The 17274-nt window shown below is 39.2% G+C and carries 12 protein-coding genes and 1 pseudogene; 12 read left to right on the top strand and 1 reads right to left on the bottom strand.

Going from position 1 to position 17274, the window contains the following annotated elements; all coding sequences use genetic code 11:
• Window positions 1-78 precede the first annotated feature (78 nt).
• Window positions 79-999: a hypothetical protein gene (locus AACW06_RS00065; protein ID WP_192073490.1), complete on the bottom strand. Its 921-nt coding sequence runs from the start codon at window positions 997-999 to the stop codon at window positions 79-81.
• Window positions 1000-1195: 196 nt separating this feature from the next.
• Between AACW06_RS00065 and AACW06_RS00060 the strand changes: the two genes are divergently transcribed.
• The 12 genes and pseudogenes from AACW06_RS00060 to AACW06_RS00005 form a co-directional block, all read left to right on the top strand.
• Window positions 1196-1990, top strand: coding sequence for a hypothetical protein (locus AACW06_RS00060; protein WP_192073489.1), 795 nt, complete (start codon window positions 1196-1198; stop codon window positions 1988-1990).
• Between the two features lie 201 nt (window positions 1991-2191).
• Window positions 2192-3403 (top strand): TniQ family protein, encoded by a 1212-nt coding sequence (locus AACW06_RS00055; RefSeq protein WP_192073488.1) that lies wholly within the window; start codon window positions 2192-2194, stop codon window positions 3401-3403.
• A 3-nt stretch (window positions 3404-3406) separates the two neighbouring features.
• Entirely contained in the window at window positions 3407-5494 is a 2088-nt protein-coding gene (locus AACW06_RS00050; RefSeq protein WP_192073487.1) for a type I-F CRISPR-associated protein Csy2, read from the top strand.
• A gap of 6 nt (window positions 5495-5500) precedes the next feature.
• A complete protein-coding gene (gene csy3 / locus AACW06_RS00045; RefSeq protein WP_192073486.1) occupies window positions 5501-6544 on the top strand; it encodes a type I-F CRISPR-associated protein Csy3 in 1044 nt (347 codons plus the stop codon).
• Window positions 6541-7146, top strand: coding sequence for a type I-F CRISPR-associated endoribonuclease Cas6/Csy4 (gene cas6f, locus AACW06_RS00040; protein WP_192073485.1), 606 nt, complete (start codon window positions 6541-6543; stop codon window positions 7144-7146). The genes csy3 and cas6f overlap by 4 nt, the downstream gene beginning before the upstream one ends.
• 459 nt (window positions 7147-7605) lie before the next feature.
• A complete protein-coding gene (locus AACW06_RS00035) occupies window positions 7606-11301 on the top strand; it encodes an ATP-binding protein (protein ID WP_192073484.1) in 3696 nt (1231 codons plus the stop codon).
• A 2-nt stretch (window positions 11302-11303) separates the two neighbouring features.
• Window positions 11304-11936, top strand: a complete 633-nt coding sequence (locus AACW06_RS00030; RefSeq protein WP_065819582.1) for a hypothetical protein — start codon at window positions 11304-11306, stop codon at window positions 11934-11936.
• Entirely contained in the window at window positions 11936-13177 is a 1242-nt protein-coding gene (locus AACW06_RS00025; RefSeq protein ID WP_192073483.1) for a hypothetical protein, read from the top strand. The genes AACW06_RS00030 and AACW06_RS00025 overlap by 1 nt, the downstream gene beginning before the upstream one ends.
• A complete protein-coding gene (locus tag AACW06_RS00020; protein WP_050907717.1) occupies window positions 13170-14042 on the top strand; it encodes a DUF7281 domain-containing protein in 873 nt (290 codons plus the stop codon). The genes AACW06_RS00025 and AACW06_RS00020 overlap by 8 nt, the downstream gene beginning before the upstream one ends.
• On the top strand, window positions 14039-14878 hold the full coding sequence (locus tag AACW06_RS00015) for a helix-turn-helix transcriptional regulator (RefSeq protein ID WP_050907718.1): 840 nt from the start codon (window positions 14039-14041) through the stop codon (window positions 14876-14878). Before AACW06_RS00020 ends, AACW06_RS00015 begins: the two co-directional genes overlap by 4 nt.
• Before the next feature lie 593 nt (window positions 14879-15471).
• Window positions 15472-15822: pseudogene (locus tag AACW06_RS00010) on the top strand (Tn7 transposase TnsA N-terminal domain-containing protein); the annotation flags it as partial.
• A 575-nt stretch (window positions 15823-16397) separates the two neighbouring features.
• The coding region (locus AACW06_RS00005) for an Ig-like domain-containing protein (RefSeq protein WP_202883924.1) at window positions 16398-17274 on the top strand (877 nt) is incomplete at its 3' end.

Raw genomic sequence — 17274 nt, 5'->3', positions numbered from 1 at the left:
GCAGAGCCAATCATCAGGTATTCGAGCAAAGAGAAAGCGACACGCTCCCTCTTTGTTCTCACCAGTAACGTAATTTAATTAGAACTCTTGAATGGATGTTAAAGGTAGGTTGGACTCTGCTAATTTCTCCCTTTTATCTATAAGGGTGTGAAACCCTTTTATCGCAGAGAGAGTGGCATACTGAATAATCTTTTGAATATTTGTATTAGGAGCCTCATTAAAAGGGAGGCCTGTCAGTTCCACCGCGAATTTCCAATATGTGGCACACATATCAAACGTCCAATTAGGACGATTTTTTCTGAGTTCGCAAAAATCTTCGTTATTATCTACTGGTGGTTCACCATCCATATAATCTAGCCACAGAACCATTCGCATTTGAAGAGAGGCAGTCAGGTCAATGGGGCGCTTATTCCAGCCAGGGAACTGAAAATGAAGCGTCCTGTCTAGAACTATATCGTAATGTCTGTAGTTATCCGGAATAAAGTCTTCGACTAACTGGTAGTAACCTAGCGAGTACATACCATGCTGGAAGGCATGGGAATCCTCAAAACTTTCGATTTTTACTGTTCGGTACGCTTGCCCTTTCTCGTTCAATACCGCACTAAAAAATGTTCTGTCTGAGCCAACTCGCGCACGCAAACTCTCAGAGAAATGACTTGGCTCATGACTTGCTATGAGCTCCTTGACTCCTTCATCCTTCAGTGACGGGCGTGTACCGTCGATAGTTGAGGAATATACCTTGCCATTAGGTGAATATAAGACAGCCACAGGGGAGATGTCGGCAGTATCACCCATGGATAGTTGATGGATAGCCTTGTGCCAACCTCCAGACATACCATTTTTTTCTGCAATGATATCAAGAGCCCGGCTGGTACTCAGCTTGCTGCCTGAAGAGGCAACTTCTTTCTTAAGTTTCTTTACGTCATTACGGCAGGCTTTCACTGTTCTGCCGGACGGGAATACTAAATGGTTGGTTTTATTCGATTGGGATTTAGACACAACTAACTCCTCAATACAGGATAATGTGTAGCCACCAACACGCCTGCATCTCTAGTTAAGTTGCAAGAGTAAGAGAGTCTGTTTGTCTACTGTTGGTCTGAAGCGACCTTCGCCATTGGGTGGCTAACTGGGACACATGAAGACCCATACCACAAAAGCTAACATAAACCTCCTCGTTTTGACAAGCGGTTAAGATTTGAAGGATGATAAATATGTTTTATTTAACAGAATATTAGAGGTTAAGGTGTTTACAGTTTATGGGTTAGTTGATCCGTCCACTCATACGATATTTTACGTTGGGCGCACAGGGCGTGATGTAATGGTAAGGCTACAAGAGCATCTCAATGAGCCGCATACTTTCTCTCTTAAGCATCAACGAATAGAGAAGATTTGGTCTGAAACGGTTGAGCCTATTCGTGTGGTTGTTCTTGAATCGGGCATTTATGATGAAAAAACTGCCTTCAGCAAAGAGGTCTTCTGGGTGCAGCTGTTATTGAATACTGGAAACCAATTAACTAACGCTTCGGTTGATTTTGACGACAAGTTATTTTTAAGGGTTGATACTTTGGAGACAGAACCTACCCCTAAGCTCCCTTTCCCAAAAGATACAAATCATCAAAAACAAAACTCAAAAGAAAACGAGTCGTACATATCAGCCTCACATAGTTGGGAGCGAGATATTTTAAACACTGAAAACGAACCAACAATGGTTGAGCGTTATCTAGAAAAAATGGATGGGTGTTTTTTCCAAATCGAACACTATCTTCCTCCTCATAAACTGCTGAAAGAAACATGCTTAACAGATAAAGACATACGAATCCGACGACTCAAAAATATAGAGAATGGTCACCTTATTAACCGGGGAATGCCAATAACTTCTTTAGAAGAAGAAAAAGCCAAAGCGTTTTATGAGGCCAATTCAGATCTTGATACTTTAGAACGCTACTTTCAGCGAAGCCGTTTGTCTTTGGAAAAAATGATAGAGATATAAAGCACAATTTTCGTTCCTTTGGGCTTCAAACCTATTAAAGGAGTTTTCACCATTTCATATCAGTAGCGTTTTGTTTTGCAATGCTATGTAGAACTAAAACTTAAAATATTCAGTAAAATCATAGAAAGATGCTGAATATATTTGACTTTATCCAAGGCTGAATAATACTAAAACTTAGATATTCTAAGTTTTAGGTTGGCAATGGATACGGAAATCGAACTCTACCCAGATGAAACACTCGAAAGTTTCGTACTGCGGCTAAGTAACTACCAAGGCTATGAGCGATTTGCTCATTTCGCTGAAGATATTTGGCGAGATACGTTACTGCAACATGAAGCCATTCCCGGAGGTTTCTCGTTTGAACTAAGCCGGGTCAATCTATACAAAGCTCAGACAACCAGCCAAATGCGGGTTCGAGTTCTCTTGAACTTAGAAAAACAACTGAAACTCAATGATTTTGGTATTCTGCGATTAGCCCTCGCTCATTCAAAAGCAGTTTTCTCTTCAGATTACAAAGCAGTACATCGTTTTGGTGTCGACTATCCTCAAGTTTTTATTAGAAAACGGCACACACCCGTTTGTCCTCAATGTTTAGCTGCAGCTTCTTATATCCGTCAGGAGTGGCAATTTATTCCTTATCTAGCATGCCATAAACACCACTGTAAATTGGTTCACCGGTGCCCCAAATGTGGAAAATTGTTGGATTACCAGTCATCCGAATTAATTGACCATTGTGAATGTGGTTTCCCTTTATCCCAGATGCATCCAGAAAAAGCCGAAATAGTAGAACTGCAAGCAGCCCAATGGTTAATGGGTGAAAAGCCAGTAGAATCTGGACTTATGACAAAGGATATGGGCATCTCTTCTCGTTTCGGTTTTATATTGTGGTATGTGAATCGATATGGGGACTCAGATGACATCAGTTTCGAAGATTTTATTCAGTGTTGTACGGGTTGGCCGAAAAGGTTGGTTTCTGATTTGGATGGCATAGTTGAAAAAGCAGACATGCTACGGGTCAGGCCGTGGAACAAAATGTATTTTAACGAAGTTTTTGGCGATTTGCTTAGAGAGTGTCGTCATTTACCAAGTCGTGAATTGGCTAAAAATCAGGTATTGAGTGCGGTTCTAAATTATTTAACAAAGCTGGTTGCGAAACATCCTAAATCTAAAAAGCCTAATATCGGAGATGTGTTATTAAGCTCTCTGGAAGCTTCTACGCTACTTTCTTGCACTACAGATGAAATATATCGCCTGTATGAGTATGGCGAGATTAAAGCTCAATTGACGCCCAAATTGCATTGTAAATTGTCCCCTCATGAATCGGTATTCACACTTCGGAGCGTTGTTGAAGTGAAGTTAGCAAGGATGAGTAGCGAATCCGATGGTTTATACCATTATCTGCCGGAGTGGTAATCGATGAAAAAATTAAAAGAAATAATCGATATCGAAGATTCTAAGTTACGTTTTACTGAGTTGAAGAAAGCGTTTATGCCTTTCACTATTCCGGTTGAAATTGATGGAGCAGAGAGAGAAGCCTTAACGGTATTGTTGAATCTTTCGTTAGGTCAACCCAAGGTAAAGGACTATTTGGATACTCACCGCGCTGAATTGTACTTTTCAGATCCTGATAATTTGTCTAAAACAATGAACGAGGTGCAGTGGTTTCATACTCATAACCTCAAATATCCAGATTGTCGGGTTGCAAAACAGCGGATTATTGCCTCACCTATAGAAACTAAAGTTCCAACACTATGTAGTCAGTCATTGGAATTAGTCTACGGTTGGGCACATGATTCTGGTGCTTATAAACACACAATTTGGTCTTTAAGCCAGTTCTTTTGGCGCGGAAAAATTGAAAATATCCCTTCATTACTCATGGATGCGGATGAGTACTGGCAGTTCTTACTTTCTGACTTTGGGTTTACACAGGAACAACAAGCAAAATTTAAGCAAGTAACTGAAAAGAACCTGCCACGTGAAGCGTTTCCTGACCAAGTTCATTCACATAGCAAACAGGTACGTGTTCCTTGGAATGACGATTATTTATCGATTACTCCAGTAGTTAGTCATGCAATGCAACAGGAGTTAGAACAACTCGCCAGAGATAAAGAGTGTAGTCTTAAATTCAAATCGGTGGATTATCCAAATTCAGCTAGCATCGGTAACTTATGTGGCTCCCTCGGTGGATATATGCGGGTTATGAATTATCCCACTGGTGTGAAAACCGAATCAGACAGGACATTAGCATCTAGTCGAGCGAGAACAAGTCGTTACTTTGATGATTATCAGCTTACTTCAAAAAGGACATGTTCAGTATTAGGTCATTTAGCTGGTTTTGAACCATTAAAGACACAAAAAGAACGTTCTCATGTTCGCAGGTATCAACTTGAGATAATTCGGAAACAGATTGCCCGGTGGTTGTTGCCTTTAATTGAGTTGAGAGACAACTTGGTTATTGAGCCTGTGGGTGTTTTGTCTGATTTTGATGATGGGTTGGTTAAACAATTTCTGAGCGTTGATGAGAAAGACTTGCCAGATCTTGTGACTGGTTTAAATCAGCGGTTGAATCTGGCTTTGCAGAATAACAGATTTTCTTCTCGCTTTGCTTATCATCCAAAATTGATGCAGACGTTAAAACGAGAATTGATTTGGGTATTGGATAAGTTAAGTAAACCGGAAGAACCTTCTGACCAAGGGGCTAATCAAGAACAGTATATCTATTTATCTTCAATGCGCGCTTATGATGCCTTGGCTTTAAGTTGTCCATACCTGTGTGGCGCACCATCACTGACCGCTATTTGGGGATTCATGCATCATTATCAGCGTGAATTTCTGGATTTAATGGGTTCTGATGAAGATGGTATTGACTTTACCAGTTTTGCTTTTTTTGTCCGGCATGAGTCAATAAAAACCAGTGCTAAGTTAACAGAACCGAATACGGTGGTAAAGGCTCGGGAAGTTTCACCGGCTAAACGCCCAACAATATTAAAAGAGCAGTTTACTGACTTAGTGTTTGATTTGGTTATTACAGTGAAATCAAATCATCGCTTATCGGATCATCTGACACAACTTAAAGCCGCACTACCGATTAATTTTGCAGGGGGGGCTTTATTCCAGCCAGAAATCGATTCTGGAATTAATTGGATACGAATTTTTAGCAGTAAGGTTGATTTATTTCAGGTAATTAAAGGATTACCTGGCTATGGATGTTGGTTGACTCCTTATTCTCATCAACCGACAACGCTAGATGAATTGGAGTCAATATTGTCTGGAGATGGCTCATTAATACCAGTAGCCAATGGTTTCCACTTTTTAGAAATCCCATGCTCGAGAAGCGGCTCTTTAACAGAAAAACATGCGTATGCAGACAACAGCATTGGATTAGCGAAAAGGCAGAATCCAATTGAAATTCGTTTTGCTGGGAAAGATCACTTTTTTGAACAGGCGTTTTGGTCGATAGAAGTAACTGAGCAGACTATCCTTATAAAAAACAAAAGGATTTAGTGGATTATGGAACTTTGTAATCAGTTGAGTTATGTTCGCTCTTTATCGCCCGGGAAAGCTTATTTCTACTATCTTGATGACAATAAGAAAATGGCACCGTTGAAAATTGATCGTACTCGATTAAGAGCACCTAAAAGTGGCTATGCGGAAGCTTACTCTGGGGACTTTCAGCAGAAGAATGTGGCACCTCAAGATCTTGCCTTTTCTAATCCACAGTTCATTGAAGAATGTTATGTTCCTCCGGGAGTTGACAATATTTACTGTGCCTTTTCATTGCGTATAAAAGCAAATTCTTTATTTCCAGATGTATGTGCGGATAGTTCTATTCGTTTGACGTTAGCGACACTTGCTAAATCTTATAAAGAATTAGGTGGATACCAAGAACTAGCAAAACGTTACGCAAAAAATATTCTGATGGCGACTTGGGTGTGGCGTAACAGAGAGTGTCGTAATATCGAAATCGAAGTCAGAACTGAAAAAGATCAGTGGCGTATAGCTGATGCGAGACGTTTAGAGTGGAATGGTTCTTGGGACTCTGATTCTCTGAAATCGCTAAACGGATTAACTGAATATCTGACACAAGCTTTGTCTGATCGCAGTCGTTATTTCAACATGGATGTAAAAGCGAAACTTAGTGTCGGCTGGGGAGATGAAGTTTATCCGAGTCAGGAGTTTCTCGACACAAAAGAACAGGGAAAACCAACAAAGCAGCTAGCAACTACAGAACTTTATGATGGAGAGAAAACAGCGGCATATCACAAGCAGAAGGTTGGTGCAGCAATACAACTCATTGATGATTGGTGGGATAAATGTGCAGATAAAACTTTACGGGTAAATGAATATGGAGCTGATCAGCAGTATGTGATAGCCAGAAGACATAGTTCGATGGGGCATGACTTTTATTCCTTGATCAGAAATACAGATGGTTATATTGACCAGATGAAGAGCAAACAGTCTATTCCAAATGAAGTTCATTATATGATGGCAGTACTAGCGAAAGGCGGTTTGTTTAACGGTGCAAGTAAGAAAAGTAAGAAGGAGCAAGGATGATGTCTCAATTTTATTTTTCAATTCGTTACTTGCCTGAACAAGCTAATAATGAGCTCCTTGCTGGCCGTTGTATCTCCACAATGCATGGTTTTATAAGTAACGATCGGAATAGCCAATTTAAAAATTCAGTTGGGGTATCATTTCCACGGTGGGATGAACACTCAGTTGGCAATGTGATTGCATTTGTCTCCACAAATACAGACTTACTCGTTGGTTTATCTTTCCAGCCGTATTTTTCAACTATGGTTGGTGAAGGAGTATTTGACATTTCATCTGTAGAACCAGTGCCAGGTGATGTGGATGAAGTTCGTTTTGTTCGTAACCAAACGATAGCAAAGAGCTTTATTGGTTCGAAGAAACGGCGAATCAACAGAGGGATGAGAAGAGCTGAAGTAATTGGACAAGATTATTTCCCTGAGTCAGAAGAAGAACGAGAATTTGATTTTTTTCATAGTGTTCCTATGAACAGCTCTTCAACAGATGAATTTGTTTTATTTATCCAGCGAGAAGTTTTTACAGAGGAAAAACAAGAAGGATTTAACAGCTATGGACTGGCTACAAATGATAAATGGAGAGGAACAGTCCCCGATTTCGTGCTTTGACCTTATTTCCAAGTGTTATATTTATGTTCTATAAAAAGAACAAAAAAGAGTTTTTACACTAAAATAGTAGAGAAGAGTCAGGTTGCTGACTAATATTTATAGTGAACTGCCGAATAGGTAGCCAAAAGTATGTCAATCCCCGTACTCAGATCATCCAGTGAGCTAACTGCCGAATAGGCAGTAAGAAGAGGACTGGAAGAAAGCAACCTTTAACTGCTGGGCTAGCAGAGAACAAGCCATATGAAGCCTTGGAATTTTCTGGGGCTTTTTCTTTATAACCGAAGAAAATGTCTCCACATAGCTTACAAGCACACCTCACTGCAAAATGTCAGCCTATTGGTTAAGTGGGATATTAGACTTGAAATTATGAGATAAACTGCTGTATATAAAAACACCTATAAACATGCATTGCTTTAATGTACATTGAATTAATGTATGTTTTAGTTGCAAGGTGTAATAATGGAAAGTGGGCTACAGAAAATCTACCTCCATCACAGTTACTTCAAAGGAAAATTTACAGAAGTAGAGTGTGTTGGGCATACCAATAACATGGGAACGAATGGTGCTGGTAAATCAACCATGCTTAGCCTTATTCCTTTCTTCTATGGTAAAGAGCCGAGTTCACTGGTAAACCGGGCTGGTGAGAAAAAAGCATTTTCTGATTTCTTGTTACCATCAATGCGATCAATGCTGATTTTTGAGTATAAGCGTTTGGGTGAGCTCAAATGTGTTGTAATGTATAAGTCGAAGAAATCGGTCGCTTATCGGTTTGTTGATTGCAGTGCCGAAGGAGGATTGTTTCAACAACATCTTATGGATCAGTTGGTCGGCACTAGCGATGTGCATGACTGGTTGAGACATGTAGTTTCTAAACACTTCTACGTAAGTAATCAGATTGGAAGCTCAATTGATTACCGAGCAGTTCTATTAAATGATAAAAAGCGCCTGCAAAAGAAACGTAAATCCCATCAATCTCTATCCTCAACAGCTTACCAGTTCTCACTTTGTTCAAATGACACTCAGATGCAGCATATCGATTCTTTGACAGCAGTAATGTTGAGACACGATAAGCTACTCGCTCAATTTAAAACCATGGTAGTAGACAGTTTTTTATCTGACCAGATAGATATCGGAGAGGCACCTTTCCACATAGATGATGCGGAGTATATCAACAGCCTTAATGTATTGGTTGAGATTGAAAAGCATAGCGCTACGTTTCATGATGCTTTGGATAAAGACGTAGAGCTCAGAGAACAATGGTCATTATTGTTAGCCTATAAAAAACAGTTAGACCAGGCTGCTTCTAAAGTGGAATTAAATCTGATTACTACAGAAGATTTAATAAAAGACTTGGGAATTCAAACAGGTGAGCTGGAATATGATTATAAAAGTAAAACAACCGCATTAAGAGAACGTTATAACAATGAATATAATGCCTTAGAAGGTAAGAATAGCCTAATTCAGACGATATATGATGAAAGAGAACGCTGGGATGGAAAGGAGAACATTACGACCAAGATATCTCAGTACGAACAGTTGTCTGATTATGAAGTCAAAATGAACAGCGATAGCGAACACTACAAAGGTTTATTAGAAGCGGTATCACAGCAGGCTGATGCACACCAAATAAAAATTGGTCAACTGGAAACTGATACAACGAATAAGTTAAGTAAGGCAAAGGAGGACCTATCTACATTAGATAAATCAATGTCTGAGCATTTGAGGCTTGCTCAGCAAAGACAAAATGATCGCTCTGACGAAATGCATGTGCAAATTCGTGAATTTTTGAAAAGCCGAGCTTCAGAAAAACAACGCATTAACGATGATATTCAAGCGTTCTACGATGATAAAACAAAGGCTTCTTTGTATTCTGAAGACGAGAATAAAGAAATTAGTTCATACGAAAACCAAATTAGTGAAATTGACGAGCAATTAGTAAAGCAAGCTATATATATATCGGAAAAAAGAGAACAACTTGATACTGATACAAAGCTTCGGGACGGCAAACTAGATGAATTGGATCTTAAAAAGAAAGCTCTAGGTAAGGCCGAAAAAGAAAGAGAGAAAATCACTAGGCAGTTAAACCCTGAACCTGATAGCTTGCATGAATTTTTGAATGATACGAAAGACTCCTGGAGAGACACTATAGGGAAAGTGATTCGACCTGAGCTCCTTAACCAGAAAAACTTAAATCCTCAATTTGTCGATGGTTCCCAAGCTCTGTATGGACTCGAAATAAATCTCAACCTTGTTGAGCAGAACGAGTTTACTAAGTCTGAGAATCAGCTAAAGCAACAAAGAGAAGCCCTCAAAAAAGATATTCTTAACTATGAAGAAGATATAACCCGAATAAAAACAGAACTTGGAAAACTCAACAAGCAAGTCTCTCAGTCTGAAAAGGATCTATCCCAACTGGGAAGAGAAGAAGAAGGATTGAAGAATGAAATGAAAGAGATAGGTCTGTCAGTAAAAGCAAAAAAAATTGATATAGAGAGGGCCATAAACAACAGGGTTGGGGAAATTGATAAACGTATTCAGCATAGTATTTTAGAGCTAAAAGCATATGATCATGAAACGGATAGTGGTGTTGAAAAGTTAGAAGAAACTGCCAAACAAGAGATACTTACTTTAAAGGCCAACGCTTCGGTTGAAGAAGCAGCAATACAAGAGCAAATTGATCTGAAAGGCCAACTGATTAAAGATATTAAAGCGACTGCGGGTTATCAACTTAAAGAACTCGAGGATACCTTTGAGGCGATATTGAAAAATAGAGGTATTGATCCTTTGACTGAGCAAGTAGCCAAAGAAAGGGCGGCCAAATCTAAGAGTAAATATGAACTAATAAAAAGTTACACGCAGTTAATCAATGATTATCGTAGCTGGGAAAAATCGTTGTGGGTACATATAGATAAGCATGAAAAAGAGGCAACTGAACTTTCAGCATCAGTTGCTCGCTTATCTAGTCAGCTTGAAGACAAAAAGAAAAAGTACCAAGAGCGATTGAAAGAACTAGAGGTCAAAACTAAAGAACATAAGGCAGAGCTAGGTCGGTTAGAGAGAGAGCAGAAAAGTGTAAATAACGCTTATGAAGATGTTAATGATGCACTTGAAAAAGTTCCGACTACACATAAGTCAACCGAAATTAGGGACAATTTGTCTTTAGAGCTGCTACTTGAACGACTAACTAGGAACATTAATAGGATTAAAGTACTGCGTCGAAGTATCGCTGATGCAGTAAAAAAAGTAGGAGAGGTTTTAACAAGTATCGGTTCAAAGAATAAAGTCTATGTTTTGTGGGAAAACATGGAGCAAGACAGGAGTCTGCGTTCAATTCATGCCAATTATACGGAAGATTTCTTTATTGAAGGTATCGATGATGTTAGACGTTTATTAGAGGTAGCCATCCCCGACATCAGAGAAGTTACCCTTGAGTCACTCAAAACGGTAGGTGAACGGTATGTGCGTTTCTACCATTCATTGGACACATTAAATAGAAAAGTGAGATCAATTTCCTCAACACTTGGTGAAGAAATAAATACAACAAATCATTTTGAAGCTCTAAGTGACATTAACGTAGAGTTGGTATCAAAAGTCGATGAGTTTGATATCTGGAAAGATTTAAAGGCGTTTAGCGAAGTCTGGTCTAAGTGGATGGAGAGCGATAGGAATGTCCTTCCTAGCAAAGAATTTGTCACGATATTCCGTAGTACCACAGACTCTTTGCGTAGTTGTCAGATAAGTAATGACATTGAATCTTTAGTCGATATTGATATATCGATGAGAGAAAATGGTCGACCTGTAAACATAAGAACCGATGCTGACCTCAAAGGGCTTAGTAGTGAAGGTATCTCTACACTGGCAGTGATTGTTGTGTTCTGCGGTATGACTCGTTACTTATGTAAAGACAGTAATGTGAGGATACATTGGCCATTAGATGAACTTGGTAAAATTTCAGATGAAAACGTGATGATCTTATTCGAGCTAATGGATGAACATAACATCTCGCTGTTTTGTGCTCAGCCTAACCCATCTCCTGTATTACTCCGCTTCTTTACCACCAAGAATTATGTGGACAAAAACCTGGGTATTAAACGTTATGTTTCAGTAAAAGGACGTAAGCAAAATCCTTTATTACCTGAAGAGGAGGACAAGTAATCATGAGCACCAGATTTGAAATTACGGTTGAATATCTGCTTGATGAAAAAGTGATATGTGAAGTTTCTTATCCCGAAGCTTTTCGATTCCTCCAAGACTCAATAAATCGTTCCGAAGTTAATGCATTTCTGCATCGAATTTCCAGACAAGTTGGAAACACGAATGACAGCAAAGGTTACTATTGCTCATATGAGACATTAGAAGATCCAAAGAGACGAAAAAAAGCGACTAAACAATTCTCCCATATGCTAGCCGACCTAGAACCACTGCTTGATTGGCTTAGATTAGTGAGAAATGTAGATGCGGAATCTCGTCCAGTAGAAGCTGGCGCAAGAATCTCAGAGTCAGAGCTACTATCTGCAATAGAAGAGTCCTCTTCGATGTCCGAACTGTTGAATCAGATCGCTTCTAAATTTAAAAAAGTGTCAAGATCTGTTGAATCAAAAACTAAGCTGAGGTCTGTTCTGACGTATTTAACTGACAATGGATACCTACTCTCGGTTGGTAGTTCTGGAGCTGTGTATATAGCGACAGCTAAATGGTCTTTATTATTTGATCAATTAGAATTCATTCACTCATTTGAAGGTTACGAGTTACCAGATGATGAGCCGGAATCTCAGCAGGAGCTCTTCTGATGGGACGTAAAGAAGATTCAAAATCAGCGATTCGTGCACTAAGCAAGCATATCGAGGTAGTTGATGAAAGCTGCTATGTAACTGCTGGTCAAATTGATGACACACCTGAAAATGAATCTGCAATAACAGCCTTAGAAAAAAATCGATTAGCTTATTATGTAGACGACAACCTTGGTGTTCAGGTTCACAGCAAAGTTAGGAGTTTGTTGGATCATGTTACTAGCAGATATAGATTCAGAGAAAAAGTAGGAGCATATTCCAGTCTTATTGAGGATTTAGAATTCAGTATAGAAAGCTACAAGAAATCGAAGACCCGGATGCACACTCCACACGAGCAATACTTTGATGAAATCAGAGAGATAGTCATGGAAATAATGGACATGCTTACAGATGCCTTAAGTATGTATCATCATATTGTTTCTGATGAATTTAGTGTCGTGTCTGACATTGATGAACGTATAAGACAGACAACCCGCTGTAAAGATGAATGCTATAAGCTCAGAACGACAATAAGCCACTTAAGTGTGGTAAAGATAAGAGAATGGGTTGGAACTGATTTACTGCTTGAACGTTTACTAATGAAAGTCTTTAAAGCTCATATTGATCGTAGTTTGAAAGATTTGGCAGCTACCAATCGCAAGCTAATTAGCATGGTGGAGAAACTACAAAAAGATAAAGCAGTTCGTCGATTAAACATGCTGATTGATATCTTCTCGAACAAATTCAAAGAGCAACCTGGTTATCGGCCTGATGTATCGGGAATCATGGACCTGCCTACCTGTGTCTCTCTTGCTGAAAGGCAACGTTTGGGGGGATATGTTGATACCAGTAGTGCAAGAGATGAAGAGCTCCTGATGGATATTGCGCTGGATACTTTGGAAAAGGTTCAACCAGAGCCAGATACCGAGCAACCAGAAGGAATTAATGAGGACATTGCCGATGCAAGAGGAGAGACTCTGGAAAATGTTTTTGATCCTCTGACAGAAAATGTAGAGCTGCTATTTCAGGCTATTACCGATACATCCTACAAAGAAGATATTTCAGCGATGAATGCTTACGGTGTTCTTGATGTAGAAGCAACACCTGAGGATTGGATGATTATGGTGATGAGTTACTATGAGGCTCAGAAAAAATCGATTTCCAGATATGCTTTGGTTGAGGAAATTAGAGATATAGCTCAACCATTTGACGGAACATTATATATTAAGGATATGATTTTCAGGAAGAGTACTCGTGAATAAGAAAGTAGTTAAATTGGCCCAACAACTGGTTAAGTTATCAAAAAGACAGTTACCTGATAAACCATCGTATAGACAAATTTGTGATGAAGTAGGGATTGGTGAGTTTAGACGTGGAAAAATTCATCTAACATATTGTGAGTTAAGAAAGCTAGAGCATTTTCTTGATGATTTGTTAGGGACTACTGTTATCGATGTTTCTTTAGATTTCGATAGCCGTTTTGATGCTTCTTTAACACTTTCACAGGAAAAATGGGCTAAAGGTGATGTGTTTAAATCGATGATAAATATGTCATCTTCCACATCGTATATACCTCTGGTTAGTGGTGAGGATATAAAAACCTCCATCGGTACAGTTATTTCGGTTAGAAAAGAATTCTTAGATGTAAAACGGATCAATAAGTTAGTAGTCATTGAAAATGGAGAAGTGCTGGTTTACTGGGAACACGTAATAAAGCTTCTTCCTTTGGAGTACAAAGACGCTGTCATCGTATATCGGGGACATGGTGACAATCAGACTGCGGTTAGGGAAGTTATTAGAGGACTTAGCAAAGAAACGAAGGTGTTAGTTTTTTATGATTACGATGCTGCGGGAATTGATATGGCGTTAAACTTGGCCGAAATAAGGTCTATCGACTTACTTGTGCCGAAAGTGTTGTCACCAGAAGTTTTAAATTTGACGAAATCAGATGAGTATCATGAGCAATATCCTCAACTAACTAAGCGCCTGCAAGATCCTGAGACACCTATTAGAGTAAGAGAACATTTGTCAAAAATAGATGCTGGGAGGCTAGCGATAACACAAGAACATTTAATTGTTCACAAAGCGACGTTAGAAGTAATTGAAGTTATGGAGTACCAAAAATGATTGGTGGTGGTCTAAGCACAAAAGAGAGCCGCTTTCGGGCAATAGAAATGTTTGCGTATTGGGAAGGTATGGTTAATGCGTCTATGTTAGCTGATTTGTTTCAGGTAACGGTAAACAATATTACAAAGAGTTTAGCTGAGTATCGTAAGGAATATCCCCATGCTCTTGTATACAACAAAAGTGAAAAAAGATTTGAGCCAACAGGTGACTTTTCCCCTCAATACATAGAAAGGTCGTGGGAAGAGTATTCTGCTTTTTTAAGACTAAATTGCTCGATTTATTTTTCTTCTCTTTGGGGAGAAAATACTTTGGACTTTGGTCCCTCAAGCTCTTGTCAAGTAAACCCAGAAGTTAGCCGTTATCTTTCACAAGCTATTGCTAAAAAGCTTTCTATCGAGGTGACTTACCATTCTCTAAATCATCCAGAAGGTTTAAAAAGAATACTACACCCGGTTGCGTTAGCTAGTAGTGGGTTACGCTGGCATTGCCGTGCATACGATGAGCGTAGAGGAGAGTTTAGAGATTTTAACATTAATCGTATGAGAGATTTATCGATAGTTGGTGGTTCTAAATGGTTAGCTAAAGATGATCGTAGTTGGATGCAAACAATAACATTGAAAATTGCTCCGCAACCCACTCTTACTGATGAACAGAAAAAAGTAATCATGATGGATAGGGGGGAAGGTGAGTATTATGAAGTTAAATTGAGAGCAGCAATGGCAGAGTATTACTTACAATATCATCTTATAGACAAGCAGATACGGTTAGATGATCCTGTTACAAGACCTCTTTATTTAGAAAATTATGAAGAGGTTAAAGAATGGCTTTTTGATTAACACAGTATGTCGCATGACTTACTCCTGCTTTGTAGGCGAATTAATTGAGACTAGCTTTTTAAGCAATATGTCAGTTTGGATATACAGAGCCACACTACGAAAATGGGACACTCCACTAAGTGATTTTTCAATACCTAGAGTTGTACGCGTATTACTAAATTAGTAAATATGCAAACAAACTTCTGTCCAAAACTGAGCTAAGATACAGCTCTTCAGTGTTCAGATCTCCAGTGTTCTGGCTGATGTTTGTCATGGTTAGTCGCTGCATGGTTAATCGTTGTGATCACCCAGCGGTGTGTTTTTCTACTAATGTTGCCTGAATCTGTAAGTAGTTTTCTTTCACCGCATTCACCAGACTTAAACAGAAGCAAGAAATAGGACACCTTATGCTTTCATGTTAGGACGCCATATGGTTTTGCACTGTTCTTAACTAATTGATTCGTAGTCGGGTGTTAGGACATCTTATGGTTTCAGCGACACTTCTGAAGCCTGCAATATATGTTCGCATAAATTGCAGGCTTTCTTCATATTTACACCATAAGACTTCATAGTCTATTTTTTTGTTGTAGGTTTACAACAAAAGTGACTTGGCTATGTTTGACCAAACTAAGAAATCATCTCACTTAGACAACATCTGTAAGTTCATGAGCTTGAAGAACGATGCTGTTGTTCGCACTTTCTCTATTTTGGAATTCGATTTCTGTTTTCACCTCGAATACAACCCAAACATCAAGAGTTTTACTTCTCAACCTTTTGGTTTCCACTATCAGTTTAATAACCGCAAGTGCCGATATACTCCTGACTTTTTAACAATAGGTCATAATGAGCAATCAACATTCTTCGAGGTCAAACACTCTAGCCAGATTCTTAAACCTGATTTTAGGGAGCACTTTGAAGAGAAGCAGAGAGTAGCGCTGAATGAGTTCAACAGACGTTTAGTTCTATTTGATTCACAGCCTGAGTTCTTGATTTGACAGCGCTATTACGGGTCATTAGCAGGTTCCGTAATGACTCGACTGATCCTGTATGCTTTTAGGAATAATTTTTGCCTCTGCTCCAGATAATACGCTTCTAGCCGCATTCTCTGCTATACCAAATTAATGAATCCCAATATCAATGGGGAATGTTCGAATATCAAAAGATCACATAGAACGTAGGACTGGGGGGATTATGAGGAGATCTGTCAGAGACTGAATAGCCAACACATCAAAGACAGTTTCTACTTAAAGCGAGGCGAGTTTATGTTACGAGGAATGTACATGAAGGATTTTTAGATATCTAGAAGCTTGTTTGTGAATTTAATGTACTTTTAATTAATTGTTAGAACTTATTAAAACTTATTAAAACTTATTAAAACTTATTAGAACTTGTTATAAGTTTGAGCTAGTCTTGATTATTGTAGGTGGCTAAATTTTGTTACGTTAATTTTGAATCAAAATATACGTTGGAGAGTTGATGTGTTAAAGGCATCTAGAATTCTCGATTGAAACTTTTTTGATATTTTTTTCAAGGGGTTAGAATGAATATAATAGTATCGGTCAGTGAGAGTGGTGTGGTAACGCAAGGCTTATCACAGAAGGAAGAAGGTACTGTTTATCTTGTTTTTGATGAATCAGGTACTTTGGTGGCTTCGGCAGTATATGAAGACTCGAGTGAACGAGAATCTTTAGCTGATTATGTTTCTCTTGATCAAAAAGAGTCTATCGAGCAGCTAATTATAGATGGATTAGACCCCACTTTATTTGAAGAGTTAGCTCCAGCCTCAGGTGAAACTTTAAGTTCTTCCATCGGTGAAGTGTTTACTTTGAATTTTGGTGATGTAGATTTTCCAAGTGTTTCAACTTTTTTTGAAACAAGCCCAATTTTACTCTTTCCTAACCTTGAAAGATCTGATGACTTACTTGTGACAGGCATTACCATCTCGAGCGATACGTTGCCAACGTTAACCATTGTCAATGCAGCGGACGGTAGTGTGAACGCCACTGAAAACAATCGTGGCGTTGAAATTAACGTCACACTTCCAACGGGCGTAAAAGAAGGCGATACGGTGACGTTAACCATCACTAACCCAGATGGCAGTGAGACCGAGCAAACCTACACCGTGACGGCTGCAGATCTGAGCAATGGCAGCTCTAATATCACCATTCCGGCCTTGACAGCAGATGGCACATACAGTGTGACCACGCAGATAAGCGATTCGTTGGGTAACACCACCGCTGAAAGCGCGCCAGTGACGTTTGATTTAGACACCACCATTCCGGGTGATACCGACGGTGATGGCGTGAGTGACACGGCGCCAACGTTAACCATTGCCGATGCGGCGGACGGCAGCGTCAGCGTGGCCGAGAACAGTGATGGTTTTGAAACCAATGTCACGCTTCCAACGGGTGTGGAAG

Origin of the sequence: Vibrio sp. S12_S33 (genome assembly GCF_963889785.1) — a bacterium.
Taxonomy (GTDB): domain Bacteria; phylum Pseudomonadota; class Gammaproteobacteria; order Enterobacterales; family Vibrionaceae; genus Vibrio; species Vibrio aestuarianus.
The sequence above is the reverse complement of the archived record's forward strand: the minus strand, read 5'-3'. Positions and strand labels throughout refer to the sequence as shown.

Bases quoted from the DNA above. Each gene is read 5' to 3' on its own strand.
- AACW06_RS00055 (WP_192073488.1), top strand. From the start codon at position 2,192: ATGGATACGGAAATCGAACTCTACCCAGATGAAACACTCGAAAGTTTC.
- AACW06_RS00030 (WP_065819582.1), top strand. From the start codon at position 11,304: ATGAGCACCAGATTTGAAATTACGGTTGAATATCTGCTTGATGAAAAA.
- AACW06_RS00025 (WP_192073483.1), top strand. From the start codon at position 11,936: ATGGGACGTAAAGAAGATTCAAAATCAGCGATTCGTGCACTAAGCAAG.
- cas6f (WP_192073485.1), top strand. From the start codon at position 6,541: ATGATGTCTCAATTTTATTTTTCAATTCGTTACTTGCCTGAACAAGCT.
- AACW06_RS00015 (WP_050907718.1), top strand. From the start codon at position 14,039: ATGATTGGTGGTGGTCTAAGCACAAAAGAGAGCCGCTTTCGGGCAATA.
- AACW06_RS00050 (WP_192073487.1), top strand. From the start codon at position 3,407: ATGAAAAAATTAAAAGAAATAATCGATATCGAAGATTCTAAGTTACGT.
- csy3 (WP_192073486.1), top strand. From the start codon at position 5,501: ATGGAACTTTGTAATCAGTTGAGTTATGTTCGCTCTTTATCGCCCGGG.
- AACW06_RS00035 (WP_192073484.1), top strand. From the start codon at position 7,606: ATGGAAAGTGGGCTACAGAAAATCTACCTCCATCACAGTTACTTCAAA.